The organism is Pyruvatibacter mobilis (assembly GCF_012848855.1).
GTDB classification, from domain to species: Bacteria; Pseudomonadota; Alphaproteobacteria; order CGMCC-115125; family CGMCC-115125; genus Pyruvatibacter; species Pyruvatibacter mobilis.
The window spans coordinates 1,390,476-1,417,112 of sequence record NZ_CP051630.1 but is presented as its reverse complement, the minus strand read 5'-3'; the positions used below and the strand labels follow the sequence as shown (position 1 = coordinate 1,417,112).

Sequence of the window (26,637 nt, the reverse complement as noted above, 5' to 3'; positions counted from 1 at the left end):
CCGCCCGGGTTTCCCCGTTCCGCATATCCCGTTCAGTCATCCCTTTCAGCACATGAAGTGAGGGCGCATGTCCGGACTTTCCTGGGGCATCCTTGGTACGGGCGCGATCGCCCATGCTTTCGCGCGGGCCGTCGCAAAGAGCGACAGCGGCACTCTGGCCCGGATCGGCAGCCGGACGCCCGAGAGCGCCGCGGCCTTCATCGCCAAATTGCAGGCCGACGAGGTGGCAGCAGTTGCCTCTGGCACCTCAGACACAAAAGCATCCGGCGACTATGACGCCCTCCTCGCGGACCCGGCGGTGGAGGCGGTCTATATCGCCACGCCACATACAAGCCACGCCCAATGGGCCGTCCGCGCGGCGGAAGCCGGCAAGCACGTGCTGGTCGAAAAGCCCGCCGCCCTCAACCACGCCGACACGATGGCCATGGCGGAAGCCGCCCGCGCGGCGAAGGTCTTCTTCATGGAAGCCTTCATGTACCGGCTGGCGCCGCAGACCCGCAAGCTCGTCGAACTGATCGAAGTCGGTGAGATAGGCAGTGTACGGATGATCGAAGCCAGCTTCGGCTTCCACGCGCCCTTCAACGCGGAGAGCCGCCTGTTCTCCAACGCGCTTGGCGGCGGCGGCATCATGGATGTGGGCCTCTACCCTGTTTCCATGGCGCGGCTGGTGGCGGGTGCGAATGACGGCCGCGGCTTCCTTGATCCCGTATCGGTGCAGGGCAAGGCCCGCCTCGGCCGCACCGGGGTTGATGAATGGGCCGCAGCCCTCCTGCATTTCGACAATGACGTGATCGCCCAGGTCTCCACCGCCGTCTCCGCCTGGCTGCCCAACACGGTCAACATCTTCGGCGAGACGGGCTCCCTGCATCTGGCGGGCCCGTGGCACGCCGCCGGTGTCGAAGGCGGCAGCTCCGCAATCGAACTCCGCCGCTTCGGCAAGGACACGCAGACCATAGACGTGGCGCAGGACAAATGGCTCTACGAGATCGAGGCCGACCACGTGGCCGACTGTGTCGCCCGCGGCCTGACCGAAAGCCCGCTGGTGCCCATGGCCGACACGCTCGGCAACATGCAGGCGCTGGACGCCTGGCGCGCTGACGCGGGCTTCGCCTATCAGGCGGAAAGCCGCCACCAGGGCTGGCCCACCGTCTCCCGCCGCGCTTTGGCCCAGCGTCCCGGCGCACCCATGCAGATGCGCGCCATTGAAGGAGTTGCCCGTCCCGTCTCGGCCCTCGTGATGGGCTGTGACAACCAGACGACCATGCCCCATGCCGCGGTGCAGTTCGATGATTTCGTCATGCAGGGCGGCAATTGCTTCGATACGGCGCATCTTTATGGCGGCGGCATCATGGAAAAGCTCCTGGGCCGCTGGATCGAGGATCGCGGCATCCGCGATGACGTGGTGCTGATCTGCAAGGGCGCGCACACGCCGGACTGCCGGCCTGACGCCGTGCGCCCGCAGCTGGAGGAAAGCCTCGACCGCCTGCGCACCGACCGGGCGGATATCTATTTCCTCCACCGGGATGACCCGCAGGTGCCCATCGCCGAATGGGTGGACCTGCTCAACGAGCTGAAGGACGAAGGCAAGCTCAGCGTCTTCGGCGGCTCCAACTGGTCGATGGCGCGGATGCAGGAAGCCAATGCCTATGCCGCGGCCAATGGCAAGCAGGGCTTTACCGTGCTCTCCAACAATTTCTCGCTGGCGCGGATGAACAACCCCATCTGGCCCGGCGTCATGTCGTGTTCGGATGATGCGTACCGGACATGGCTCGAGGAATCGGGCACCGCCCTCTTCTCCTGGTCGTCCCAGGCGCGCGGCTTCTTCACTGAGCGGGCAGGCCCCGACATCAAGGCCGACACGGACCTGATGAACGCCTTTTACAGCGACGACAATTTCGAGCGCCGCCGCAGGGCCTATGAGCTGTCGGACCGCAAGGGCGTGCACCCAATGACCATCGCGCTGGCTTATGTGCTGGGCCAGAAGATGCCGACCTTCGCCCTAGTCGGCCCGCGCACGCTGGCGGAATTGCGCACGTCGCTGGATGTCTTCCAGGTCGAGCTCAGCGATCAGGAAATCGCCTGGCTCGACCTGAGAGACTGAAACCCACCACTGACGGATTGAGGCCCGTGCCTCAGGCGGCGCGGGTCTTGGCGAACAGGGCGGCTTCTTCGTCGATCAGGGCGGTGAAGGACGGCCGCGCGTGTATGCGCGCCACATAGTCGGCCAGCGCCGGCCACTTGGCGGCATCCACCTTGAAGCCCGCATGCTGCAGATTGACGAACTGCGTCGCCACCGCGATGTCGGCGATGGAGAAGGCCGAGCCCACCATGTAGTCCCTGTCGCCCAGCACGTCGGACAGATAGTCGAAGATGCGCGGCATCTTCTCCGTCATCGTCTTGTTGGCGGTTTCGGTGTCCTGTTCCTTGCCCATCAGCGCCGACAGGGCGATCGGCCGGAAGACGCCGAGGCCGATATTGCCCGCCATCTCCGTGTCCGCATATTCCTCGAGCCAGGCAGCCCGGCCGCGCTCGAACCCGTCCTGCGGGTAAAGCTGCGGCTCCGGATGCGTCTGTTCGAGGTAAAGGCAGATGGCCGAGGAATCCGGAATGGTGTTGGGCTCGGGCTTGTCCGTGTCGCGCAGCACCGGGATGCGCTTGAGCGGGCTGATCTCCATGAACCAGTCCGGCGCCGGGAAAATGTTGACGTTCTCGAGCGTGTAGTCGACGCCCTTTTCCGCCATCACCACGCGCACCTTGCGCACAAATGGTGACGGCCCCATGCCATAGATGATCAAAGCCATGCCCGGCCTCCCTTGCTGTTGATCCGCATGTCCGTCAGGCCCGCCAGGACCCGCGCATGCGGTGAAACCGCAGCAGTGATGCGTGACCCGGCCGGGGCTTTCAATGAATAACTTCGTGACCATCCTGCAGATATGCAGGTAGGGCGAGCGTGACCCTGCAGCACATGCAGGCAATCAGGCACCACTAAGGCTGTGCGGTCAGCCTTTCGGTGTCGGCCCGGTCAGATAGGCGGCAAGGCTGCGGCCTGCCTCGGCGATGGCCCAGTCGAGATCCGGCGCGGTCCCCGCCTCCACTTCGCGGGCAAAATCCGCCATGGCGGCGATGATGAAGGACGGCAGCAGGCGCATCCGCATCCGCACGCTGTCGCGCGGCACGTCTTCCAGCAGGTTCAGCATCCGGCGGCTGGAGGCCTGCACCCCGTCCGGTGCCAGGTCTTCCATCAGCCGGTCCACCTCGAAGCGCGGGTCGGCGGCGATCTGCATGAGGAACATGGCGTATAGCCGCCCGCCCTCTTCCATGCAGGTCTCCAGCATGGGGGCGATGGTCGTCTCCATCACCCGCACCATGTCTTTGCCCTCGCCGGCTGCATCCATCTCTTCCATCAGCGCCAGGCGCTTGGAATCGATGTCTTTGATCCGGTCAGCGAAGACCGCGCGGATCAGGGCTTCCTTGCTGCCAAAATGATAATGCAGCGCCGATTCATTCTTGGCACCGGCGGCCCGCGTGATGTCGCGCACGGACACGGCCCCCAGGCCGTTTTCCGCAAACAGCCGCTCGGCGGCGCGGATGAGCCGGATCTTCGTGGTTGCTTTGCTGGCCTTGGCGGCGGCCGCTGCCGATGTTTTTTGCTGCATCGCCATGAAAATAATGGAAGACATTACAAATCTCAACGGGCATAGTGACGCCATGAAGACCTGTTCGCTCCATGCTGCCATGCCCGTGCTGGTTGCGCTTGCCGCCGCCACCGTCCTGCTTTGGCCGGAAGGCGCTGCCGCGTGCACAACCTGCGCAGGTATGTATACCGAATTTTCCCTGATGGGTGAGATCATCTATCAGGTCGAGAAAGTGCATTCGGGCATGATGCAGGCACTGGCCGGGGCGGAAGCCGCTGCCCAGTCAGGCCGCATGACCCAGGCAGCCCTGCTGCCGCTGGGGCTTGGGTTCTCCTATGGCGCGCTGCATGCGCTGGGCCCAGGACACGGCAAGCTGGTGGTCGCCGGATATTTTGCAGGCCGCACGGCCCCGGCGCGTGAGGCTTTGCGCATGGCCGGTGAGATCGCCGTGCTCCATGTGGGTTCCGCAGCGCTCATTGCCATTCTGGCGGCGATCCTGCTGGGCGGTGTCATCGATGCGTCCGGCCCCGCTTTCCTGACCGTCAAGCTGATCAGCTACGCGCTCATTGCGGCGGCAGGTGCCATGATGCTGTACCGCGCCGCAGCCCTCTGGCTGGCCCCGCGCGGCATTGCCCTGCCCTGGCCCGGCGGCATCGCCCAGGCCGGGTGCGGTTGCGGCCACGATCACGAACATGATCATGACCACGCCCATACCCACACGGCTGTAAGCTCTGCACGCGAACGGGGCCTGCTGTCGCTGGCGGTGGGGGCCGTGCCCTGCACCGGCGCGCTGATCGCGGTGCTGTTCGCGCTTGCAAGCGGTGCATGGCTGCTCGGCCTGCTGGCGGTTGCCGCCATCTCGCTGGGCATGGGCGTCACGCTGGCGGGTGTCGGCCTCTTCACTATCTGGACGCGCGGCTCGATCGCGCCCGGCTCCAGCACGGCGCTGTCGGGCTTCAGCGCAGCCGGCGGCATGCTGGTCATGCTCGTGGGCGCGGCCCTGTTCTACGGCACGGCCGCTGCCTGACACGGTTTCAAACGCCCCTGCTCAACATGGGGCGCATACAGAAGAAGGCATTGGGGGACAATCTGATGCGTTATGTACTTATTGCATTCGCCATCCTCGTGGTGGCGATCAGCGGCGGCTATTACTACCTCGCCAATGTCGCAGGCGACGTCATGCATGCGGGTGAGCCGCAGGCCACCGTCCGCCCGGCTGACGTGGTCCAGGCGCGCCAGGACGCGCAGGCCGACGCCGCCGCTGCGGTGGATGTGACGGAACCCAAGCAGATCCTGTTTGGCGATCTCCACGTCCACACCACCTTCTCCACCGATGCCTTTCTCTGGGCCCTGCCGATGAATTCCGGCCCCGGTGCGCACCCGGTGGCGGATGCCTGTGATTTCGCCCGTCACTGCTCGGCCCTCGATTTCTGGTCGATCACCGACCATGCCGAGGCCTCGACCCCGCGCCGCTGGAAGGAAGCCAAGGAAACGATCCGCCAGTGCAACGCGGTGTCCGGTGATCCGGCCAATCCTGACATGGTGTCCTTCATCGGCTTTGAGTGGACCCAGGTCGGCCAGACGCCGGCCGAGCATTACGGCCACAAGAACGTGATCTTCCGTGGACTGAATGACGACGAAGTATCGCCGCGCGCCATCGCCGCCGGCGGCGTCGCTACCGATGCCTTGCGCAATTCCGTCGGCAACCTGCCCGTCGCCACAGCGCTGGTCGATTGGGAAAACCGCCAGCCCTATCTCAACTTCCGCCAGTTCATGCGGGAAGTGCGGGCGGTGCCGGAATGCCCGGCCGGCGTGCCCTCCAACGAGCTCGACACTCAGTGCTATGAAGCCGCCGACACGCCGGAGGACCTTGCCCGCAAGCTGTTCGATGAGCTGGCGCTTGATCCCGTCATCATCCCGCACGGCACGTCCTGGGGCTTCTACACCCCGACGGGCACCACCCTCGACAAGCAGCTGACCGCGCGCATGCGACCGGAAAACCAGGAGCTGATCGAGGTCATGTCCGGCCACGGCAATTCCGAGGAATACCGCCCCTGGCGCTCAGCCACCCTCGACGGCGAAGGCAACATCACCTGCCCCGCCCCGAGCTACAACTACCTGCCGACCTGCTGGCGCGCCGGTGAAATCATCCGCGCCCGCTGCGAGGAAGCAGGCGAGGATGAGACCACCTGCACCACCCGCGCCGAGGAAGCCCGCCATAATTTCGCGCAGCTCTCGATTGCCGGCCATCTGACGATCACCGGCGAGGACCCGTCCGAATATCTGGACGCAGGCCAGTGCCGCGACTGCTTCCTGCCGCCCTTCAATCACCGGCCCGGCACCTCGGTGCAATACGGCCTGGCGGTCAGCAATCTGGATGACCCGGATAATCCCAAGCGCTTCAACTGGGGCTTCATCGCCTCGAGTGACACCCACCGCGCCCGTCCCGGCACCGGCTACAAGGCGGTGGACCGGGAGTATCAGTCGGACGCGCGCGGCCCCCGCAGCAAGGTCTGGGCGGACCGCCAGAACCTGAAGAAGCAGGAGGCGCTGCCCTACTCCAAGCCGCTGACCCGTGAGGACATTGCGGATGTGCCGGGCTTCCAGCTCACCGAGTTCGAGCGCCAGGGCTCGTTCTGGACCGCAGGCGGCCTTGCTGCCGTGCATTCCGAAGGCCGCGACCGCGATGCCATCTTCGATGCCTTCAAGCGCAAGGAGACCTACGGCACGTCCGGGCCCCGCATCCTCCTGTGGTTCGACATGATCGACCCCGTGGAAGTCCCCGCGCCGGAAGTGACTGAGGACGCCGAAGCCGAAACGGTTGATGCTGAGACTGCCGGTGCGGAAGAGACGGACGCTGCCGCGGAGGACACAGCCGCACCGATGCTGTCTGATGCCGAGCCCGTCGTCGTCGCGTCAATGGGCGCGACCGTGGAGCGGAGCAAGAGCCCCACTTTCCGCGTCAAGGCCGTGGGGGCGTTCAAGCAGAAGCCCGGCTGTCCGGACAGCGCCGAAGCCTCCATGCCGCAGGACCGGTTCGACAGTCTCTGCCGGGGTGAATGCTACAACCCCACTGACACCCGGCATGTGATCGACCGTATCGAGATCATCCGTATCCGGCCGCAGATCGATGGAACCGAAGATGTCGCCGAGCTTATCGACGACGCCTTCATCACCCATCAGTGCGAGCCTGACGAAGCGGGCTGTACCTTCACCTTCACCGACCCGGAATATGAAACCCTGGGCCGTGACACGCTCTATTATGCCCGCGCGGTGCAGGAGAAGACCCCGGCCATCAATGGGGCCAATCTCCGCTGTGAGTTCGACGCGGACGGCAATTGCATCAAGGTGAACCCGTGCTACGCCGATTACCGCACCGACGCGGATGATGCCTGCACGGCCGATGTGGGTCACCGTGCCTGGTCATCGCCGATCTATCTCACCCATCGCGGCTGATCGGAGACCTATCGTGACATCCCATTTCCGGCAGCGTATCGCCGGTGCCGCCGTGACCTGTGGCCTGGCCCTCGGGCTGTGGGGCGCGTTGGCCGAAAACCCGTTCGATGACTGGGGCGGCGAGCAGGGTCTCGCTGCCTCGGTGAATGGCGCCTCGGTCACGGCCGATGATCTCACCCTGGCAACGGAAGCGGTCGCCGCCGACAAGCGCAATGCGCTCACCGACGCGGACCGCGCCCGCATCCTGGCCCGCCTGATCGACGAGGAACTGCTGATCCAGCGCGGCATCGAAGTGGGCCTCGTGGACAGTGACAACACCGTCCGCAAGGCCATCGTCAATGCGATGATCTCCAGCATCCTCGCCGAAGCCGCCGACAGCGAGGCGCCGGAAGAAGAGCTCCGCCGCCTCTATGAGGAAAGCCCGGCGCTGTTTTCCGGCAGCGCCCGCTACCGCGTCGCCCAGCTCTTCCTCGCGAGCGGCGACGGCCAGCAGCAGGCGTTGGCTGATGCGGAGGCAGCCCTTGAGGCGGGCACACCTTTCGGCGACGTGGCAACGCGCTTCGGAGACAGGCCCGCCCTCGCCCTGCCCGACACACTGTTGCCGCCTGCCAAGCTGCGTGACTATACGGGCCCGTCGGCGCTCGCAGTCGTGCGATCGCTCAAACCGGGCGACACGAGTGCGCCGGTCCCGGTGCCTGGCGGCATCGCGCTCATCCATCTGATTGAGGTGGATGCAGGCACACCGCGTCCCTTCGAGGAGGTTCGCGCGCTCGTCGCTGCCGAACACGCCCGCCGCCGGGATGACGCGGCCCTGCGCACCTATCTCAACTGGCTGTGGGGCCGCGCCGACATCGCCTTTGCCGAAGGCTACACGGCAGCGCCGGAAGACGTGCCGGAGATTGCCCGGTGACAGCCCTGCCCTTCCGCCGCAGTCACGCCGGTGCCGCACTGCTGGCCGTTCTGGTGCTGCTGGCCACCATGCTCGTCACCCCGGCGGCCGACGCCCATACGCGCAGCCAGTCGATGTCGTCCCTCAGCGTTGACGGTGACGAGATTGAGATCACCTTCCGGGTCCCGGCCCGCGAGGTCACGCGTCTCGGCGTGCTTGATCCGCAGGCGGAGAGCCTCGAGGCCCTGCTAGCCACGCATGTGCTGAAACAGCTGAGCGTGCAGCGCGGAGACGCGCCTTGCGCGGCGGCAGATGCGCCCCGCCCGGTCCGGGCCTCGGCGGCCGACATCGCGCTCGAACTGCGCTTTGCCTGTCCGCCCGGCACGGCGGAGGCGCCCGTCGCCTTTACCAACAACGCCTTCTTCCCCATCGCCAGCCGCCACATTCACTTTGCCCGCGCCCGGGCCGGTGATGGTGGCTTTGAAGAACAACTGATGACGGCGACCGACCGCACCGCCCATTTTGCTTTCACCCGTGACGGTGACGTGGCGCCGCTGCAGGAAAGCGCGGGCGAAACCGCCTGGCGCTACATCAAGCTCGGGGCCGAACACATCTGGATCGGCATCGACCATCTGGCTTTCCTGGTCGGGCTTCTGCTGCTGTGCCGCCGCCTGCGGGACGTGGTCTTCGTGGTCACGGGCTTCACCATCGGCCACAGCATCACGCTGACGATGACGGTGCTCGGCCTCGCCGTCCCCAATCCGCCGGTGGTCGAGGCGCTGATCGCCTTCACCATCGTGCTGGTCGCCGTGGAAGCCCTCGTCGCGCCGTCAGGCATGACGCTGCGCGGCATTGGCGGCGCGGCCCTGCTCATCGGCCTGCTGGCGAGTGTGGCTGCTTTCACCGGCGCGCAATTGGGCGCGGCGGTCTGGCTGGGGCTGCTGCTGCTGACGGCCGGCTATCTGTGGCTCACCCGCGACGCGGATCTGGCGCGCAGGCTGCTGCCGGCGGTCACCACCATTTTCGGCCTCATTCACGGCTTCGGCTTCGCAGGCGTGTTGCTGGAGCTTGGCCTGCCTCAGGAGCGGCTGGCGCTGGCACTGTTCAGCTTCAATGTGGGGGTGGAGATCGGGCAGGTCGTCTTTGTTGCTGCCCTGTGGGGCGTGGCGGTGCTGGCCGGCCCGCTGATCAGCACGCCGCGCCAGGCCGGTATCCGGATCGCAGCGGCGTCCCTGCTCTGCCTTGCCGGCAGCTACTGGTTCGCCCTGCGATCCTTCGGCGGCTGAGCGTCCGTCAGGACTGCTCGCCGAGGCAGGCGATCATGTCGTCTGCCAGCTTGGTGATCAGCGCCGGATAGAACCCGGCACCCGGATCGATGTCAGCCCCCACCGGGTCCAGCACGCCGGATTTCGCCTCGCTGTCTTCCAGCACGGCGGTCAGCACGCGCGGCTCGAACTGCGGCTCGGCAAACACGCATTTGGCGCCCCGGTCCTGGATGCGCTCCTGGATCTCGCGGATGCGGGCCGCGCCCGGCGCCACGTCGGCCGACACGGTGACCGAGCCGACGGCGGACAGGCCGTAGCGGGCCTCGAAATACTGATAGGCGTCGTGGAAGACGATGAAGGGGACGTCCGCCACGGCTTCAAGACGGGTGGCGGTTGCCGCGTCGAGCTCTGCCAGCCGCGCAGCCTGCGCCTGCTGGTTGGCCGCATAGGTCGCGGCATTGTCCGGGTCGATGGCGCTCAGCGCATCGGCCACGGCCTTGCCGAGGACCACCACATTGGCCGGGTCGAGCCAGACATGCCCGTCGGTTTCGTCGCCATGGCCATGATGATCGTCGTGCTTTGCATGGCTTTCATGATCGTGGTCGTCATGCTTGGCGTGGTCATGATCGTGACCATGATCATCCTCATGCTTTGCATGCGCCTCGTGATCATGGTCGTCATGCTTGGAATGGTCGTGGTCGTGCTCCTCATGATCATGCGCGTCGTGATCATGCCCGTCACCGTGGTCATGAGCATGGGCGTCCCAGATGCCGCCTTCGCGGATATCAAGGAGCGTGATGCCGTCCACACCGGTCATGGCCAGGTGCTTTGCCTTCGGTGCCAGCGTGTCGAGATCCTCGACAAGAAAGGTTTCGATCTGCGGGCCGACCCAGACCACCAGCTCGGCTTCCGACAATGCCTGTGCGTCAGACGGCTTGAGGCTGTATGTATGGGGAGACGCGCCGCCCGGAATCAGAAGCTTCGGCGTGCCGACACCGTCCATCACGCCACTGACGATGGAATGGACGGCAGGTATCGTCGCCGTCACCTTCGGCGCGGCAACAGCCGCAGACGCGGACACAAGGCCCAGTGAAACAATCAGGGATTGGACGAGAACGCGCATTGTCTGTACCTTCTGGCAAGAAATTTGTTTTGTTATAGTGTAACAGATGATCGCTGACAACAAATTCACCCGGCGCAGCGCGCCGCTGTCGGCCAGGCGCGGCCTGATATCAAGATGACCGAAACCTCCGCATTTCCCAGCACGACCCATGACCATGCCCGGTGCCGCAGCGAGGCGCTGGCCCAGGCCGAGGCCATGCTTGCTCGCAAGAAGGCGCGCCTGACGCCGGATCGCCGGGCCGTGCTGGAAGTCCTGCTGGATGACCACCAGGCCCAGGGTGCCTACGACATCATGGAGCGGATCGACTGGCGCGGCCGCCGCCCGGCTCCGACGGTGATCTACCGCGCGCTTGATTTTCTGGTGAGCCACGGTCTCGCCCACAAGATCGAGAGCCTCAATGCCTTCATGGCCTGCCCCCATGCGGGCCATGAGCACCGGCCGATGATCATGATCTGCACCAACTGCTCGCAGGTGGCGGAATTCGCCTCCACCACCATCGACAAGGCCGTGGCGAAAGCAGCGAAGGACAGCGGCTTCACCCCGCGTGAAACCACCGTCGAGGTCACCGGCCTGTGCAGCCATTGCCGCGAAAGCGCCACCGCATGAGCCATCTGATCGAAGCAAGCGGCCTCGCCGTCACGATAGGCGGCCGCACCCTGCTGCACGACATCAGCCTGAGCGTCGATGAAGGTGAGATCGTCACCATCATCGGCCCCAATGGCGGCGGCAAGACGACCCTGGTCCGCGCCCTGCTCGGCACGCGCGCAATCTCGGCCGGCAGTGTGCAGCGGGTGCAGGGCCTCACCATCGGCTATGTGCCCCAGCGCCTTGAGCTCAACCCGATGATGCCCGTCACCGTCGCCCGCCTGATGACTGGCGCGGCCCGCAGGCCCCGGCACCTGATCATCGAGGCACTGGAAGAAACGGGCGTCGCCCACCTTGTGGACCAGTCGGTGCATACCCTGTCCGGCGGCGAGTTCAGGCGTGTGCTGCTGGCCCGCGCCCTGTTGCGCGACCCGCAATTGCTGGTGCTGGACGAGCCCGTCGCCGGTGTGGACCACGCAGGCGAGCTGGCGCTCTACGAACTCATCAAGACCATTCGTGATCAGCGGGGCTGCGGCGTCCTGATGGTCAGCCACGATCTGCACGTGGTCATGGCCGCCACCGACAAGGTCATCTGCCTCAACGGCCATGTCTGCTGCACCGGCCAGCCGCATGAAGTCTCTCAGCATACGGAATATGTGCGCCTGTTCGGCCCGCGTGCTTCAGAGGCGCTGGCCTTCTACGAACACCAGCACGACCACGAGCACGATCTGTCCGGCGAAGAGATGCCGCATGGATGCGGTCACGATCACGACCACGATCACAGCCATCAAAAAGACCACCACCATGCTGGATGATTTCTTCGTGCGGGCCATCCTTGCGGCCCTCGGGGTGGCGGTGATGGCAGCACCCCTCGGCTGTTTCGTCGTGTGGCGGCGCATGGCCTATTTCGGCGACACCACAGCGCATTCCTCGCTGCTGGGCATCGGCCTCGGCATCGTGCTGGGCATCGACCTCACCATCGGCGTCGCGGCGGTCACCGTCAGCGTGGCGCTTCTGCTGCTGGCCATGGAGCGGCGTGTCGGCATCGGGCTTGATGCCCTGCTCGGCATCCTTGCCCACTCCACCCTCGCCCTCGGTGTCATCGTCATCGCGCTGACACCCGGCGTGCGGGTGGATCTGACGGCCTATCTGTTCGGCGATGTGCTTGCGGTCTCCGTCAGCGACCTGGCCCTGATCTTCGGTCTCGCAGCCGCTGTGCTGGCGGTCCTCGTCAGCTTGTGGCGCCGCATGGTGGCGGTCACCATGGATGAGGAACTGGCCGCCGCCGAAGGCATCCCCGCCCCGCTCTACAGGCTGGCGCTCGTCCTGCTGCTGGCCGTCGTCATCGCCGTTGCCATGAAGATCGTCGGCGTCCTGCTGGTAACAGCCCTGCTGATCATCCCTGCCGCTTCCGCGCGCGGCCTTGCCCGCTCACCGGAGCAGATGGCCGTGCTGGCAACCGTCATTGCCGCGACCGCTGCTGTCGGCGGGCTCATGCTGTCGCTTTACGTGGATACGCCGTCTGGCCCCTCCATCGTCGTGGTGGCCGCGGCCCTGTTCGTGGCAAGCCTGCTGCCGGTCTCCCTGCGACGGGGGTAGACTGTACAAGGGAATCGGCGCCGCCTGCGCCGCACCTTGGTACAGGGGACCAGCACAATGACCGACCAGCCGCCGCGCCGCACCGCCCTCACCCGCTCGCTCGACTGGGTGGAGCGGACCGGCAATGCCCTGCCGGACCCGGTGACCCTGTTCGCGATCCTCATCGTCCTGGTGGTCATCGCCTCGGTTCTGGCCGCGGGCGCGGGTGTCTCTGTCCCGCATCCGGGCACCGGCGACGTGGTGGTGGCGAAAAGCCTCCTCGACAGTGACATGATCCAGCGCCTGCTGGTGGAGATGCCCAAGACCTTCACCAGCTTCGCGCCGCTGGGCTATGTGCTGCTGGTCATGCTCGGTGTCGGCGTCGCGGAGAAGACAGGCTTCCTCACCGCGGCCCTGCGCGGGCTTGTTTCCAATGTCTCCCCGCGCCTACTCACGGCCGCCCTCGTCTTTGCCGGCATAATGTCATCGCTGGCGGTTGACGCGGGCTATGTGGTGCTGATCCCGCTCGGCGCGGCGTTGTTCATGGGGGCGGGCCGTCACCCGGTGGCGGGGCTTGCCGCCGGGTTTGCCGGCGTCGCAGGCGGCTTCTCCGCCAATCTGGTGCTTACCCCGCTTGACCCGCTGCTGGCAGGCCTGACCCAGGAAGCCGCGCAGCTCACCGCGCCCGGCTATGTGGTGGACATCACCGCCAATTATTACCTGATGATCGCGCTGGTGCCGCTCTTCGTGCTGGTCGGCACATGGGTGACGGAGCGCCTCGTCGAGCCGCGCCTTCCGGCCTGGAGATCCACCATCACGCCGGAGGCAACCGACAAGGCCGACATCGCCGGGATGGAGCGCCGCGGCCTTCAGGCAGCGCTCATGGCCATTCTCGCTGTCATCGGCGCAACAGCGGCGCTGGCCTGGGCCCCCGGCTATCCCCTGCGCGGGGCAGATGGCAGCTTCCTGCCGCTGATGCGCAGCCTCGTCGCCATCATGTTCATTGCCTTCCTGCTGGCAGGCATCGCCTATGGCGTCGCCATCCGCGTCATCCGGTCCGACAAGGATGTGGTGCGATACATGTCGGACTCGATGGCCGATATGGGCGTCTACATCGTGCTGGCCTTCGTCGCCGCCCATTTCATCGCCATGTTCAAATGGTCGAACCTCGGCGTGATCTCCGCCGTGGTGGGGGCAGACGGCCTACGGTCGCTGGGCATCGAGGGCTCGCCGCTTCTCGTCGGCCTCATCCTGCTGGCAGCCATCATCAACATTCTCGTGGGCAGCGCCTCGGCCAAATGGGCGTTCCTCGCCCCTATCTTCGTGCCCATGCTGATGCTGCTCGGCCTGTCGCCAGAGGCCACCCAGGCCGCCTACCGCATCGGCGACAGCTCCACCAACATGATCACGCCGCTGCTGCCCTATTTCCCGCTCATCCTCGTGGTCGGCAAACGGTATGACGCCAATTTCGGTATCGGCACGCTGGTCGCCACCATGCTGCCCTTCGCGATTGCCTTCGGTGTCAGTTCCACCCTGCTCTTCGTCATCTGGATGGCCATGGGGCTGCCGCTCGGCCCCGGTGTCCCCAGCGTCTTCTGACCCTGCCGCAAAAACCATTTTGCGTATTTTTGATACGCGATATGGTCTGCGGGAACGAAAGAGCCTGCGGCTGTCAGTGCTGCGGGCCGACAGGGAGAAACGACAATGGCAGAGCAAGCCTACAAGCTGCTGATCGGCGGCAACCTCGTCGATGGCGACAGCACCATGGACGTGATCAACCCGGCCACCGAGGCCGTGTTCACCCAGGCGCCCCGCGCCTCCGAAGCGCAGCTGAACGACGCCGTGGCGGCTGCCAAGGCAGCCTTCCCCGCCTGGGCCGCCACCCCCATCGACGAGCGCCGCAAGGTCATCACCGCCATCGCGGATGCAGTCGAAGCCAATTACGAGGATTTCGCCCGCCTGCTGACCCAGGAACAGGGCAAGCCGCTGCAGGACGCTACCGGCGAAGTGCTCGGCACCGTCGCCTTCATGCGCTACTTCGCGGGCCTCGACATGCCGGTGAAGGTGCTGGACGACAGCGAAGGCCGGCGCGTGGAAGCGCACCGCAAGCCGCTGGGCGTCATCGGGGCCATCGTGCCGTGGAACTTCCCGATGATCCTCATGGCCTTCAAGCTGCCGCCGGCGCTGCTGGCCGGCAACACGGTGGTGCTGAAGCCGGCCCCGACCACGCCGCTGACCACCCTCAAGCTCGCCGGGCTGATGAAGGACATCGTGCCTGCAGGCGTGGTCAATGTGATCACCGACGCCAATGATCTCGGGGCGCCGCTGACGGCCCATCCCGATATCCGCAAGGTCTCCTTCACCGGTTCCACCTCGACCGGTGCCAAGGTCATGGCCGGGGCCGCCAACCTCCTCAAGCGCATCACGCTTGAGCTTGGCGGTAATGATGCGGGCATCGTGCTCGACGACGTGAACCCGAAGGAGACCGCGCCGCAGCTGTTCCAGTCGGCGTTCCAGAACTCCGGCCAGGTCTGCATCGCCATGAAGCGGCTCTACGTCCATGAGAGCATCTATGACGAGATGTGCGCCGAACTCGCCAAGCTGGCCGAGGACGCGATCATCGGCGACGGTCTTGAGCAGGGCACGCAGCTCGGCCCGCTCCAGAACAAGATGCAGTATGACAAGGTGAAGGACCTTATCGAGGACGCCCGCAAGGACGGCCAGATCATCGCCGGCGGCACCACGCCGGACCAGAAGGGCTATTTCATCCGCCCGACCATCGTGCGCGACATCTCCGATGGCACCCGCCTGGTGGACGAGGAACAGTTCGGCCCCGTGCTGCCGGTGATCAAATATTCCGACCCGGAAGACGCCGTGGCCCGTGCAAATGCATCACCCTACGGCCTCGGCGGCTCCGTCTGGTCGAAGGACACCGACCGCGCCTATGCGCTGGCCGACAAGATGGACGCCGGCACCATCTGGGTGAACAAACACGCCGAACTCGACCCGATGATCCCCTTCGGCGGCTCCAAGATGTCCGGCGTCGGCACCGAGCTTGGCGCTGATGGGCTTGAAGAATTCACTCAGCTCAAGATCATCAACATCGCGCGGTAAGGCGTTGAAATTACTGTGACAACAGAGCGGGCCGCTGACGCATCAGCGGCCCGTCTTCATGTGGGTGAATCGGTGCGGGTGGCTGTGGCAAGGCTGCGTCTCCGTCCCGCCTCCCTTCCGCTTTCCCTCCGGCTTGACCGGAGGGCCCACTCGCGTCCGCTGTTGAGCACAGGGTGAGCGGTTCCCGCCGTGCCGTATCCCCACGCGCTGCAACAAGCCGCAACGAGAGTAGACCCTCCGGTCAAGCCGGAGGGATACGGGATTGGTGGTTCGGGAGTGGGGTGTGACCGCAACTTATCCCCACCCTCCCGTCCCTGCCGCATACTCACCCCACGGCTTCCCGCCACACGGACAGCCGGGCCGACCGGATCTGGGGCGGGAGGGCGGATGCCCGGAAGGTCGGGTGAGAGGCGGGTCCTTGGGAACGTGGGCCACGCGCACCGGGCCGCGACATGCAAGTAACGGGTGCATGTTCCATGGGCAGCCTCACCCCGGCCCCGGTCACGCCCTGAAAAAGCTGGCCCCACGTCGATCGTGCCCGTTCCAAAGTGCGCGAGGTGGAAGACGGGGACGCGGGACGGATCAGCAGGGTAATGCCTGCCCCGCCTGGTTCGGGTGACGCTGACGACCATCCGCGCGGGGATGCGCCTGACGGCTGCACACCCCTCACACTTTCTCCCCGGCGCCTTCGCAGGCGTCAGGCGCATCCCGGCTCTCCGGGCGGCACCCGGGCATGACCGCAGCGACCCCGTCGCGTGCGGGCGGTTCGGTGTGGGCATCGCCCGTCCCAACCAAATTCCGCTCGCCCTCCGGCTTGACCGGAGGGAAGGCGTTGTTTTTGGGCGTGGGGACCAACACTCCCCTCCATGTCACCCCGCGACTTGATCGCTGGGTCCAGGGCAATACGGCATGGCCTGAGCGGACCGCGCTGGATTCCGCGATCAAGTTGCGGAATGACAGATGGGGCATTTGGCTGCCCCCCTCATCCGTATCCCTCCGGCTTGACCGGAGGGCCCACTCGCATGCGCTGTTGGGCAGGGCGTTCTTAGCCTCCGCTCTCCCGCCCGCCGTCACAGCGGCAAGCCGCATCGAGAGTAGACCCTCCGGTCAAGCCGGAGGGATACGGAAGGGGGAAACGGATGAGGCGCAAGCGGGCCAGCGCCCTTAATACACCACCACGCTGCGGATGCTTTCGCCGGCATGCATGAGGTCGAAGCCCTTGTTGATGTCTTCGAGCGGCAGCGTGTGGGTGATCATGGGGTCGATTTCGATCTTGCCGTCCATGTACCAGTCCACGATCTGAGGCACGTCCGTCCGCCCGCGCGCACCGCCGAAGGCCGTGCCGCGCCAGGAGCGGCCGGTGACGAGCTGGAAGGGGCGCGTGGAAATCTCCGCCCCGGCGGGCGCGACGCCGATGATAATGCTCTCGCCCCAGCCCTTATGCGCGCTTTCCAGCGCCACCCGCATCACATCTGTGTTGCCGATGCATTCAAAGGTGTAATCCCCGCCGCCGCCGGTGATGTCGATCAGATGCGCGGTCAGGTCACCGGTGACTTTCATCGGGTTGACGAAGTGGGTCATGCCGAACTTTCGGCCCCAGGCCTCGCGGTCGTCATTGAGATCGACGCCGACGATCATCTTCGCGCCCACCATGCGCAGGCCCTGGATGACATTGAGGCCGATGCCGCCGAGGCCGAATACGATGGCGGTGCAACCCGCCTCGGCTTTTGCGGTGTTGACCACGGCCCCGATGCCCGTGGTGACGCCGCAGCCGATGTAGCAGATCTTGTCGAAGGGCGCGTCCTTGCGGACCTTCGCCAGCGCGATCTCCGGCACGACGGTGAAATTGGAGAAGGTGGAGGTGCCCATATAGTGATGCACCGTCTGGCCATTGACCGAGAACCGGCTGGTGCCGTCCGGCATCAGCCCCTGCCCCTGCGTGGCGCGGATGCTCTGGCACAGATTGGTCTTCGGGTTGTGGCAGTACTCGCACTCCCGGCATTCGGGCGTGTAAAGCGGGATCACGTGATCATCCACGGCAAGCGACGAGACGCCCGGCCCCACCTCGCGCACGATGCCCGCGCCTTCATGCCCAAGGATCGACGGGAAGATGCCTTCCGGATCCTTGCCGGAGAGCGTGAATTCGTCGGTGTGGCAGATGCCGGTGGCCATGATCTCCACCAGCACTTCCCCCTCGCGCGGGCCCTCAAGGTCGGCGTCGACGATCTCAAGCGGGCGTCCGGCTTCAACGGCAAGGGCGGCGCGGGTCTTCATGGGGCGTCTCCGGTCTCGGTATCTGGGGACCCGAGACCTACGCCGCACGGCATGAGGCCGCAAGGGCTACATGAGAATGTTGCTGGCCGTTACCTGGGTGGCGCTCGCATAGGCGAACAGCGACCCCATCAGCACCAGCACCACGCCGCCGGCAATCGCCAGCCAGTGCACCGCCTTCTCAACGCGCGCATCATCGAGCCGTGTCACCGCCCAGGCCCCGTCGCGCAGCCCCACGGCGGCAAGGGCGATGAGGGCTACGGCAAGCGCCGTGCCCGCCGACATGGCGATGACGGCGGCAATGCCCGCCAGCGTCATGCCCGCGACCTGGGCAAAGACGAGCACCAGAATGGCCCCGGAACACGGCCTAACGCCGATGGAAAAGACCACGCCCGCCATTTCCCGCAGCGACCCGGCCGCGCTGGCCTGCTGCGGTGTCGGCATATGGGTGTGCCCGCAGCCATGGGTGCCGCAGTCATGGTCGTGGTGGTGGGCATGGTCGTGGTCATGCTCGTGAGTATGCCCGTGCCCGTGATCATGGTGGTGATGCCCCCCGCCGGCGGGCGCAAGCTGCGGGAACAGCACCCGCAGCGAGCGCCAGATGAGCCACACCCCGACGCAGGCCACCAGCGCGAAACTCGCCGCTTCCAGCCACTGCACGATCATGCCGGACGAGCGCAGCGCCACCCCCAGCACGGTCAGCACGCCCATTACGACAACGATGGCCGTCACCCCCTGCATGAAGGAGGATGCGGCTGCCAGCGCCAGGCTTTTCTTCAACGCCGTCGGCTGGGTCACCAGATAGGTGGACAGCACCGCCTTGCCGTGTCCCGGCCCGGCGGCATGGAACACGCCATAAAGAAAGGACAGGCTGATCAGCGCCCAGGCTGCCGTGACGGAGCCTTCCGCCTTCAAGGTGCGGATGGCACCGGCCAGCGCCCGGTGCAGACGCTGTTGCTCGGCCTGGATATAAAGAATCGTTTGCGTGAGGAACGACGGCTCAGACGCTGGTGTTTCAGTGACTTGCGGGGTGGTGCTGCGATCCGTTCCCAGTTGCGCCAGGGCGGGTGTCGTGGCGGGCAGGACGCTGCTCAGCAGCATGAGTGCCAGCATCAGTCGTGCAAAAAGGTGCCCCATCCCCGGTCCCGTCCCCGATCAGTTGACCGCAGGCGCGGCGGGTTCCGAGCGCGCCGCGTCGGGGCGGCAGTCGATGGTCACGTTCTCGGCGAAGACGGCCCCCAGCGTGTCCGGCCCCTGGTCCATGCGGTCCAGCGAGGCGGCGAGGCTGATCATCTCGAAGCTCGGCGACGGCTTTTCGAGGTCCAGCGTGCAGCTGTCCGGTGGCGACCCCGCCATCAGCAGCCCCGTCTCCGGCACATGCAGCATCTCGATGAAATAGTCCGGATCAAACACCGAATAGCGCACCGGCCAGTCGGTCACGTCCACGGGCTTGGTCAACTCCGCGGTGAAGGTCAGCTCCAGCCGCTGGTCCGGACGCAGCTGGGCCGACTGGTCGCGCGCTGTGACCTCCAGCCGCCCGTCCCTGCCCTCGATGCGCATGAGATAACCGAACTGGGCAATGCTGTCGGTCATCTCCACGGCGTAATCCGCAAGCTGTGCGACGCCGGGAGATTCACCGGCGGAGAGATTGAAGCCTTCGAGCTGGAACACCGTATAGAACTCGTCAAACGTCCAAACATGGGTGAAGCCCGTAAGCTCCCCCGCCTCGTTGAACTGCGAGGTGACCGTCATGTCGATCCACACATGCGGATGGGCCCGCACCGGCGTCTGCCCGCTTGCCATGACGGCAGCAGCGATCAGCCCGGCAAGAGCCCAGATCCGTACCGGGCGGCCTTTGAAGATCAATCGCATCGTCAACTCGATAACTGTTACAACATTACATTTTATGGTGCCAGCCCAAAGGCTGCGCCAACTGTCATGCGGCGGTGAAAATAGCATGCACATGCTGGCCACCGGGTTAAACTGACCCCTGCGTGGGGCAAGATTATGGACGTGACGTTCGAGGGAAAGGACAAACACCCGTGAGCTATCCTGTTGAAGACATTGAAGGTGTCGGCCCCGCCTATGCCGAGGCGCTGGCCAAGGCCGGCATCAAGACGACGGAAGACCTGCTTGCCATTGGCGCCGCCCGCAACGGCCGCGGGGACATCGCCGCCCAGAGCGGCCTGTCGGAGAAACTCATCCTCAAATGGGTGAACCACGCGGATCTGATGCGCATCTCCGGTGTCGGCGGCGAGTTTGCCGAGCTCCTGGAAGCCGCGGGCGTGGATACGGTGAAGGAACTCCAGCACCGCAATGCCGGGAACCTGGCCGAGACCATGAAGTCCACCAACGAGGAAAAGAACCTCACCCGCGTCGTGCCCAGCGCCGACACGGTCGCCAAGTGGATCGAGCAGGCCAAGGGCATGGAGCCCGCCGTCAGCCACTAGGCTGCCTGCTCATCACCAATTGAAAAGGCCGGACCTGTCTCACAGGCTCCGGCCTTTTCTGTTTTCCGGCGCTGGCCGCGCCCTATTGCTCCGCCATCTCCACATCAATGCCGATCAGCAGTCGGCAATTGCTCTGCGCGCAGGCCCGCACCGCCTCCCGCGTGGCAAGGTCGAAGACGCCGGTGGGAATGGCATCCAGCAGCCCGTGATGGATGAGCGCGTTCTGGATCTGCCGCACATAGCCATTGCCGCCCACCCGCGCCGCCTTCTCGAAATAGTCCACCGCCTCATCGCTGCGGCCGAGCTCGGCGAGGATATGCGCATAGGTGTCAAGCGAACCAGAAGCCTCCTCATTGTCGTTCTCAAGCGCCCGCTCCGCATAGGGCAGCGCGTCCTCGGCCCGCTTGAGCGTCACCAGTGTCCAGGCCATGGAGTTCAGCGTCGCCGCATTGTCCGGCTCCATCTCCAGCGCCTTTTCGATGTCCGGCAGGCTCTCCTCATAGCGCTTGGCGAGATACAGGGTCTGCGCCCGTTGCGTATAGGCGGCGGGTTCTTCTTCGTCCTGCGCGATGGCGCGCGCATGATCCTCGAGCGCTGCGTCATAATCGCCGATCAGCCGGAACACCCGCGCCCGGTTGTAGTAGTTCAGGAACTCGTCCGGGTAATAGCGGATCGCCTCGTCGTAGTCGGCCAGCGCGCTGTCATAGTCGCGGATGCTCGCGTGCCCGTTGGCGCGGTTGAGATAATAGGTGGCCAGCGTCTCGTCATCGAGATCCTCGCGGTCCGCCGACCCCTCGATGAGCGTCGTGCACGCTTCCACCTGCGCCAGCCCCGAGCGATAGCTGCAGGACATCTCGGTCATCTGGGTGGCCTGCGGCCCGGCCTGCATCTGCTGTCCGGCCAGGATGGCGCCCGCCGTCACCACCGCCAGCAACACGGCCGTTATCAGGAATTTCCACATGATGCGCTCCCCCGAACACGCCACACTCCGCGCATGAATTCCAATCCGCCCAAGCCCGCCCAGCATGCACCGGCCCGGCAACCAGCGGCTGCACCAAACCCTACCCGCCCCGCACCAGCAGGTCCATGCGCTCGCCCGTGCAGGCGGTATTCAATCGGTGATTTTCGGGAAAGTGGTGAGCCCGACAGGGTTCGAACCTGTGACCTACTGATTAAAAGTCAGTACAAGGATCAATAAAGTCAATGGGTTAGGTGTCGGACAATGCCAAAACTACCCCCATTTTGACCGAAAAGTCGGACGTTTCATCACACTACAATTCCAACCTGCAGTTTGAGCACGATAATGTGCCTTTGGCTCTGAAGACGTAACGTTGCCACTATCAACGGAAGCGCTTCCTGATCGGAGCGGACTGGGCTTGGAGGCTATCGAATTGAATAGCGATGACACCTTTCTTCTTGAGAACTTGAAAGCTGCATTTTCCTTTGCGCATCTAGCACTTCGCAGCATGGTCCTAGCAAATGGCGTTGCCTTGACTGCCATCCTCGGGTTTTACGGAAACGTTTTTGGAAGTGGTGCGCAGAGCCAGATTGATCTTGGCTTTGCTGCAACCTGCTTTGTTTGGGGTCTGATACTTGCACTAGCGGCAACCGTCCTAGCTTACGCAGCACAGTTGTGTTTTGCCGAAGAAGTGAAGGTCTCGATGACTGGCCAGGCGACACTTTCGCGGACGGAGCTTTCGAGCGATGTACGGAAGAAGACCGAAAAGCGAATGAAGCGTTGGCTGTGGATCGCTGGATTAATGCGTGTAGCCACCTTGGCAACGGTGATCGCAGCTGGTGGTTCTTTTTTTGTCGGCGCGTACGGTGTGCAAGTAGCCCTGACCGGCCAAACTGTTACTGATAACCGGGTTGGAAGTGGTGCCGAAAGTCGGATGGAAAATGAGTCGTCAGAAGCTCAGACCGTGCAGTGATTCATTGCTGATTGTGAGCTCGAAATTTAAAAAAGTCGGACGCTTTTCGGAATATTTCCGCACGATGTACGACCCGATGTTTCTAAGGAGGTCGGCTTAATATGTTGGTTTTAAAGGAAAAAAGATGGTGAGCCCGACAGGGTTCGAACCTGTGACCTACTGATTAAAAGTCAGTTGCTCTACCAGCTGAGCTACGGGCCCTGAATGCGGGTCGCGGGAGTCGCGTCCGGCTTTTCGTGAGAGGCCGGAAACTAGGGGGCGGTGGCCTGCGGGTCAAGCGCGCAGGCGGGTTTTTCAGCCGCCCTCACAGCGGCGGAATATCGCCCTCTCCGCGCTTTGCATAGAAGTCCGCAACGAAGGCCTCGAAGCGTTGTTCGGCGATGGCCTCGCGCATCTGCGCCATCAGCCACTGGTAATAGGCCACGTTGGCCCAGGTGATCAGCATCGCTGCCAGATACTCGCCGCTTTTGTACAGGTGATGCAGATAGGCGCGTGAATAGAGATTGGCCGCTTCGCACGGGCTGTCCGCATCCAGGGGCCGCGGATCGGCCGCATGGCGCGCATTCTTGATCGCCACCCGCCCGCGGCTGGTGAAGGCCTGGCCGTGGCGGCCCGAGCGGGTCGGCATCACGCAGTCGAACATGTCGATGCCCCGCCGCACTGCTTCCACCAGATCTTCCGGCGTGCCCACGCCCATCAGATAGCGCGGCTGATCCATGGGCAGCACTGGCTCGGCAGCCTCGATGGTGTCGAGCATCAGGTTCTGTTCCTCGCCCACCGACAGCCCGCCCAGCGCATAGCCGTGAAAGCCGATATCCACCAGCGCTTCCGCATGTGCCCGGCGCAGATCAGGAAAGGTCGAGCCCTGCACGATGCCGAACAGCGCCTGCCCGTCCTTGCGGTGCGGCTGAGTGTCGAACGCAGCCTTCGAGCGCTTCGCCCACCGCGTGGTGAGGTTCATGCTGTTTTCCGCCTGCGCGCGCGTGGCCGGATAATCGGTGCACTCGTCCAGGATCATCTGGATGTCGGAGCCCAGCAGGCACTGGATCTCGATCGACCGCTCCGGCGATAGTGAATGGGTGGAGCCGTCAATATGGCTCTGGAAGGTCACCCCCTCCTCGGTCATCTTGCGCAGCTTGGCCAGCGACCAGACCTGGAACCCGCCTGAATCCGTCAGGATCGGCCTGTCCCAGTTCATGAAACGGTGCAATCCGCCCAGCGCCGCCACTTCCTCCGCCCCCGGACGAAGCATCAGATGGTAGGTGTTGCCCAGCACGATATCCGCGCCGGTCGATTTCACCGTGTCGGTGGTCATCGCCTTGACTGTGCCGGCCGTGCCCACGGGCATGAAGGCCGGCGTGCGGATGGTGCCGCGCGGCGTGTCGATCCGGCCTGTCCGGGCCTTGCCGTCAGTCTTGTCGAGATGGAAGGTGAAGGCGCTCATGCCTGGGATGTGTCCTGTCGGTCGATTGGTCGTGGCGACGCGCCGTCCTGCGGAAACAGGAGGCTCGAGTCCCCGTAGGAATAGAAGCGGTAGCCCGTGCCGATGGCATGCGCATAGGCTGCGCGCATGGTCTCAAGCCCCGCGAAGGCCGAGACCAATACCATGAGCGTGGAGCGCGGCAGATGAAAATTGGTCATCAGCACGTCCACCCCGTGGAAGACATGCCCCGGCGTGATGAAGATGTCGGTCTCCGCCGCGAAGGGATGGAAGACACCCTGCGCATCAACGGCGCTTTCCAGCAGCCGCATGGAGGTGGTGCCCACGGCGATGATGCGCCCGCCTGCGGCCCGCGCGGCATTGAGGCGGTCTGCCACCTCGCGGGTCACCTCGCCCCATTCCGCATGCATCCTGTGGCCCGACAGCGTGTCGGACTTCACCGGCAGGAACGTCCCCGCCCCCACATGCAGCGTCACCATCTCCCGCGCGACACCGCGCGCATCCAGCGCTGCCAGCAAGTCGTCGGTAAAATGCAGGCCCGCCGTCGGCGCGGCGACGGAGCCCTCATGGCGGGCGAAGACGGTCTGGTAGTCCGCTTCGTCGCTGTCATCCGCCTTGCGCTTGCCCTCGATATAGGGCGGCAGCGGCATCTCGCCGGCCCGCGCGATCGCGTCGTCCAGGCTCACCCCATGGGGGGTCAGCCGCACGACGACTTCGCCGCCGTCGCGGTCCAGCACATCCGCCGTCAGCGCCTCGTGCACCTCGATCACGTCCCCGGGCTTGAGCCGTTTGGCGGGCCGGGCGAAAGCCCGCCAGCAGCCGGCGTCCGGCAGCGGCTTGTGCAGCAGCAATTCAATATTCGCGCACGCTTCACCCCGCCGCCGCGTGCCGCGCAGGCGCGCATGGATGACCCGTGTGTCATTGGCCACCAGCACGTCGCCGGGGCGCAGCAGGTCGGGCAGCTCGCGCACGATCCGGTCCGAAAGACTGCCCGGGCGCGCGTGATTGACGACCAGCAGGCGCGCGGAATCCCGCGGCCGCACGGGCCGCAGGGCGATCAGCTCTTCGGGGAGGTGGAAGTCATAGGCATCCAGACTGTCCGGGGACGGCGCATCTGCCGTTGCAGAAACCCCGTCCCGGGTGTCTGAAGCCTGATCCGGCGATGGGCGCCTAGGCGTCTGCGGCAATGACGGCCTTCTCGATCTTATCCGGGTTTGCCGGCGGCTCGCCGCGGGTGATGGCGTCCACATGGTCCATGCCGTCGGTCACCTGGCCCCACACCGTGTACTGGCCGTCCAGCCAGGACGATTCCTGGAAGCAGATGAAAAACTGGCTGTCCGCGCTGTCGGGGTCCGCCGCGCGCGCCATGGAGCAGGTGCCGCGTGTATGCGGCTCGGACGAGAATTCCGCCGACAGCTTCTTGCCTGAGCCGCCCATGCCGGTGCCCGTCGGGTCACCCGTCTGCGCCATGAAGCCGTCGATCACCCGGTGGAACACGATGCCGTCATAAAACCCCTCGCGGACCAGTTCCTTGATGCGCGCCACATGGTTGGGCGCCAGGTCCGGGCGGAGCGCAATGGTCACATCGCCTCCCTTGAGGGTGAGGATCAGGGTGTTGTCAGGCGAAGTATCGGTCATCGCTCTCGCTTTCTTCAGGGGGAAAATGGGCCCCGCCTTACGGCAGGTCGGCCTTGATACGCGCGGACACAATCTTGCCCGGCTCTGCCGGCGGCTCGCCCTTGGGCAGCGCGTCCACCGCGTCCATGCCGGAAATCACTTCGCCCCACACGGTATAGAAACCCTGCGGGTTGCGCGGGTTGTTCATGTGCCGGGCCAGGTTGAACATGATGAAGAACTGGCTGTTGGCCGAATTGGGATCATTGGTGCGGGCCATGCCGATGGTGCCGCGGCGGAACTTCGTCTCGGTGAATTCCGCCTGCAGGTCGGGATAGGTCGAACCGCCCTGCCCCGTGCCCGTCGGGTCGCCGGTCTGCGCCATGAAGCCGTCGATCACCCGGTGAAACACGATGCCGTCATAGAATTTCTCGCGCGTCAGCTTCTTGATGCGCTCCACATGCAGCGGTGCCAGGTCCGGCCGCATCAGGATTTCGGTCGTGCCGGTAGAAAGCTCCAGCACCAGGATGTTTTCTTCATCGTCAGCGAAGGGCACCTGCGCGGCCGCCGGACGGGCGAGCATCAACGCGGCGAATGCCAGGGCGAGAACGGGCAGGATCGTACGGAAAATACGCATGTCGGGATCGTCACTCCTTCATCGGCGGGATCATCGGGCCGCCAGTCAAATCGTCAGGACGCGGCCTGCTTCAGCTCGTTGAAGCGCGTGATAAGCCGCTCGCGCACCATCGGTGTGGTGAAATGGGAAATGTCTCCGCCAAGCCGGGCGATCTCCTTCACCAGCCGCGAGGCCACGGCCTGATGCTGCGCTTCCGCCATAAGGAACACGGTTTCAATGTCCGGATTGAGGCGCTCGTTCATGCCCGCCATCTGGAACTCATACTCAAAGTCCGACACTGCCCGCAGGCCGCGGATGATCATCTGCGCGCCGATCTCCTCGGCGAAATGCATCAGCAGGCTTTCAAACGGCTTCACCTCGACGGTGCACTCGGACTGGGTGCGGTCCTGCAGCTTGCGGACCTCCTCCTCGACCATCGACACCCGCTCCTCGAGCGCGAACAGCGGGCCCTTGTCGCGGTTGATGGCAACACCGATCACCAGGTGGTCCACCATCTTCATGGCACGGCCGATAATATCGAGATGGCCATTGGTAATCGGGTCGAAGGTGCCCGGGTAAAGCCCTGTCCGTTTCATCATGCCGGCCGGCTCCTCATTCCTGCGTCGTCACTCCTGGAGCGGGCCGTTGGGCCGTGTGCCGACCATCCGT

24 protein-coding genes and 2 tRNA genes are annotated in these 26,637 nt (G+C 65.0%); 12 read left to right on the top strand and 14 right to left on the bottom strand.

Annotated elements, in window-relative coordinates:
* The first annotated feature begins 67 nt into the window (after positions 1–67).
* Positions 68–2,101 (top strand): aldo/keto reductase, encoded by a 2,034-nt coding sequence (locus tag HG718_RS06755; protein ID WP_160587899.1) that lies wholly within the window; start codon positions 68–70, stop codon positions 2,099–2,101.
* A 31-nt stretch (positions 2,102–2,132) separates the two neighbouring features.
* Here the strand turns inward: HG718_RS06755 and HG718_RS06750 are convergent, their stop codons facing one another.
* Together HG718_RS06750 and HG718_RS06745 are read right to left on the bottom strand one after the other, a co-directional pair.
* Positions 2,133–2,801, bottom strand: coding sequence for a glutathione S-transferase family protein (locus HG718_RS06750; RefSeq protein WP_160587897.1), 669 nt, complete (start codon positions 2,799–2,801; stop codon positions 2,133–2,135).
* 198 nt (positions 2,802–2,999) lie between these two features.
* Positions 3,000–3,680 (bottom strand): TetR/AcrR family transcriptional regulator, encoded by a 681-nt coding sequence (locus HG718_RS06745; RefSeq protein WP_160587895.1) that lies wholly within the window; start codon positions 3,678–3,680, stop codon positions 3,000–3,002.
* Between HG718_RS06745 and HG718_RS06740 the strand changes: the two genes are divergently transcribed.
* From HG718_RS06740 to HG718_RS15640, 4 genes are all read left to right on the top strand, one after another.
* On the top strand, positions 3,670–4,662 hold the full coding sequence (locus HG718_RS06740; protein WP_160587893.1) for a nickel/cobalt transporter: 993 nt from the start codon (positions 3,670–3,672) through the stop codon (positions 4,660–4,662). The genes HG718_RS06745 and HG718_RS06740 overlap by 11 nt on opposite strands.
* Positions 4,663–4,727: 65 nt before the next feature.
* Positions 4,728–7,091, top strand: a complete 2,364-nt coding sequence (locus tag HG718_RS06735) for a DUF3604 domain-containing protein (protein ID WP_160587891.1) — start codon at positions 4,728–4,730, stop codon at positions 7,089–7,091.
* Positions 7,092–7,104: 13 nt separating this feature from the next.
* On the top strand, positions 7,105–8,001 hold the full coding sequence (locus tag HG718_RS06730; RefSeq protein WP_160587889.1) for a peptidylprolyl isomerase: 897 nt from the start codon (positions 7,105–7,107) through the stop codon (positions 7,999–8,001).
* Entirely contained in the window at positions 7,998–9,266 is a 1,269-nt protein-coding gene (locus HG718_RS15640; RefSeq protein WP_160587887.1) for a HupE/UreJ family protein, read from the top strand. Before HG718_RS06730 ends, HG718_RS15640 begins: the two co-directional genes overlap by 4 nt.
* A gap of 7 nt (positions 9,267–9,273) precedes the next feature.
* Here the strand turns inward: HG718_RS15640 and HG718_RS06720 are convergent, their stop codons facing one another.
* Positions 9,274–10,368: a zinc ABC transporter substrate-binding protein gene (locus HG718_RS06720; protein ID WP_160587885.1), complete on the bottom strand. Its 1,095-nt coding sequence runs from the start codon at positions 10,366–10,368 to the stop codon at positions 9,274–9,276.
* A 114-nt stretch (positions 10,369–10,482) separates the two neighbouring features.
* Here HG718_RS06720 and HG718_RS06715 point away from each other — a divergent pair, with 114 nt between their 5' ends.
* The 5 genes from HG718_RS06715 (at position 10,483) to HG718_RS06695 (ending at position 15,645) form a co-directional block, all read left to right on the top strand.
* Entirely contained in the window at positions 10,483–10,974 is a 492-nt protein-coding gene (locus HG718_RS06715) for a Fur family transcriptional regulator (protein ID WP_160587883.1), read from the top strand.
* Positions 10,971–11,768 carry an ATP-binding cassette domain-containing protein gene (locus HG718_RS06710; protein WP_160587881.1) on the top strand — a complete coding sequence of 266 codons (798 nt, stop codon included), beginning with the start codon at positions 10,971–10,973 and terminating at the stop codon, positions 11,766–11,768. Before HG718_RS06715 ends, HG718_RS06710 begins: the two co-directional genes overlap by 4 nt.
* Positions 11,704–12,552 carry a metal ABC transporter permease gene (locus tag HG718_RS06705; protein WP_244617707.1) on the top strand — a complete coding sequence of 283 codons (849 nt, stop codon included), beginning with the start codon at positions 11,704–11,706 and terminating at the stop codon, positions 12,550–12,552. Before HG718_RS06710 ends, HG718_RS06705 begins: the two co-directional genes overlap by 65 nt.
* A gap of 57 nt (positions 12,553–12,609) precedes the next feature.
* On the top strand, positions 12,610–14,130 hold the full coding sequence (locus tag HG718_RS06700; RefSeq protein WP_027841664.1) for an AbgT family transporter: 1,521 nt from the start codon (positions 12,610–12,612) through the stop codon (positions 14,128–14,130).
* A 105-nt stretch (positions 14,131–14,235) separates the two neighbouring features.
* Positions 14,236–15,645 (top strand): aldehyde dehydrogenase family protein, encoded by a 1,410-nt coding sequence (locus HG718_RS06695; RefSeq protein WP_160587879.1) that lies wholly within the window; start codon positions 14,236–14,238, stop codon positions 15,643–15,645.
* Between the two features lie 1,164 nt (positions 15,646–16,809).
* Here the strand turns inward: HG718_RS06695 and HG718_RS06690 are convergent.
* From HG718_RS06690 to HG718_RS06680, 3 genes are all read right to left on the bottom strand, one after another.
* Positions 16,810–17,919: an S-(hydroxymethyl)glutathione dehydrogenase/class III alcohol dehydrogenase gene (locus HG718_RS06690; RefSeq protein WP_160587876.1), complete on the bottom strand. Its 1,110-nt coding sequence runs from the start codon at positions 17,917–17,919 to the stop codon at positions 16,810–16,812.
* Between the two features lie 66 nt (positions 17,920–17,985).
* Entirely contained in the window at positions 17,986–19,053 is a 1,068-nt protein-coding gene (locus HG718_RS06685; protein WP_160587874.1) for a nickel/cobalt transporter, read from the bottom strand.
* An 18-nt stretch (positions 19,054–19,071) separates the two neighbouring features.
* Positions 19,072–19,788 (bottom strand): DUF1007 family protein, encoded by a 717-nt coding sequence (locus HG718_RS06680; protein ID WP_160587872.1) that lies wholly within the window; start codon positions 19,786–19,788, stop codon positions 19,072–19,074.
* A 170-nt stretch (positions 19,789–19,958) separates the two neighbouring features.
* Here HG718_RS06680 and HG718_RS06675 point away from each other — a divergent pair, with 170 nt between their 5' ends.
* Complete coding sequence (locus HG718_RS06675) at positions 19,959–20,366, top strand: DUF4332 domain-containing protein (RefSeq protein WP_160587870.1); 408 nt, start codon at positions 19,959–19,961, stop codon at positions 20,364–20,366.
* 82 nt (positions 20,367–20,448) lie between these two features.
* On the opposite strand, the gene HG718_RS06670 is transcribed toward HG718_RS06675, so the two are convergent.
* Positions 20,449–21,327, bottom strand: coding sequence for a tetratricopeptide repeat protein (locus tag HG718_RS06670; RefSeq protein ID WP_160587868.1), 879 nt, complete (start codon positions 21,325–21,327; stop codon positions 20,449–20,451).
* 173 nt (positions 21,328–21,500) lie between these two features.
* Positions 21,501–21,604, bottom strand: a tRNA-Ser gene (locus HG718_RS06665).
* Between the two features lie 138 nt (positions 21,605–21,742).
* On the opposite strand from HG718_RS06665, the gene HG718_RS06660 reads away from it, so the two are divergent.
* Positions 21,743–22,297 (top strand): hypothetical protein, encoded by a 555-nt coding sequence (locus HG718_RS06660; protein WP_160587866.1) that lies wholly within the window; start codon positions 21,743–21,745, stop codon positions 22,295–22,297.
* 125 nt (positions 22,298–22,422) lie between these two features.
* Here HG718_RS06660 and HG718_RS06655 read toward each other — a convergent pair.
* The 6 genes from HG718_RS06655 to coaD all read right to left on the bottom strand — a co-directional run bounded on the left by HG718_RS06655 (position 22,423) and on the right by coaD (position 26,567).
* Positions 22,423–22,498, bottom strand: a tRNA-Lys gene (locus HG718_RS06655).
* A 103-nt stretch (positions 22,499–22,601) separates the two neighbouring features.
* Entirely contained in the window at positions 22,602–23,741 is a 1,140-nt protein-coding gene (tgt, locus tag HG718_RS06650) for a tRNA guanosine(34) transglycosylase Tgt (protein ID WP_160587864.1), read from the bottom strand.
* Positions 23,738–24,832, bottom strand: coding sequence for a tRNA preQ1(34) S-adenosylmethionine ribosyltransferase-isomerase QueA (gene queA / locus HG718_RS06645; protein ID WP_244617736.1), 1,095 nt, complete (start codon positions 24,830–24,832; stop codon positions 23,738–23,740). Before queA ends, tgt begins: the two co-directional genes overlap by 4 nt.
* Positions 24,833–24,908: 76 nt before the next feature.
* Complete coding sequence (locus tag HG718_RS06640; RefSeq protein ID WP_027841674.1) at positions 24,909–25,376, bottom strand: peptidylprolyl isomerase; 468 nt, start codon at positions 25,374–25,376, stop codon at positions 24,909–24,911.
* Between the two features lie 37 nt (positions 25,377–25,413).
* Entirely contained in the window at positions 25,414–25,989 is a 576-nt protein-coding gene (locus HG718_RS06635) for a peptidylprolyl isomerase (protein ID WP_160587860.1), read from the bottom strand.
* 53 nt (positions 25,990–26,042) lie between these two features.
* Positions 26,043–26,567 (bottom strand): pantetheine-phosphate adenylyltransferase, encoded by a 525-nt coding sequence (gene coaD, locus HG718_RS06630; RefSeq protein WP_244617706.1) that lies wholly within the window; start codon positions 26,565–26,567, stop codon positions 26,043–26,045.
* Between the last annotated feature and the right edge of the window lie 70 nt (positions 26,568–26,637).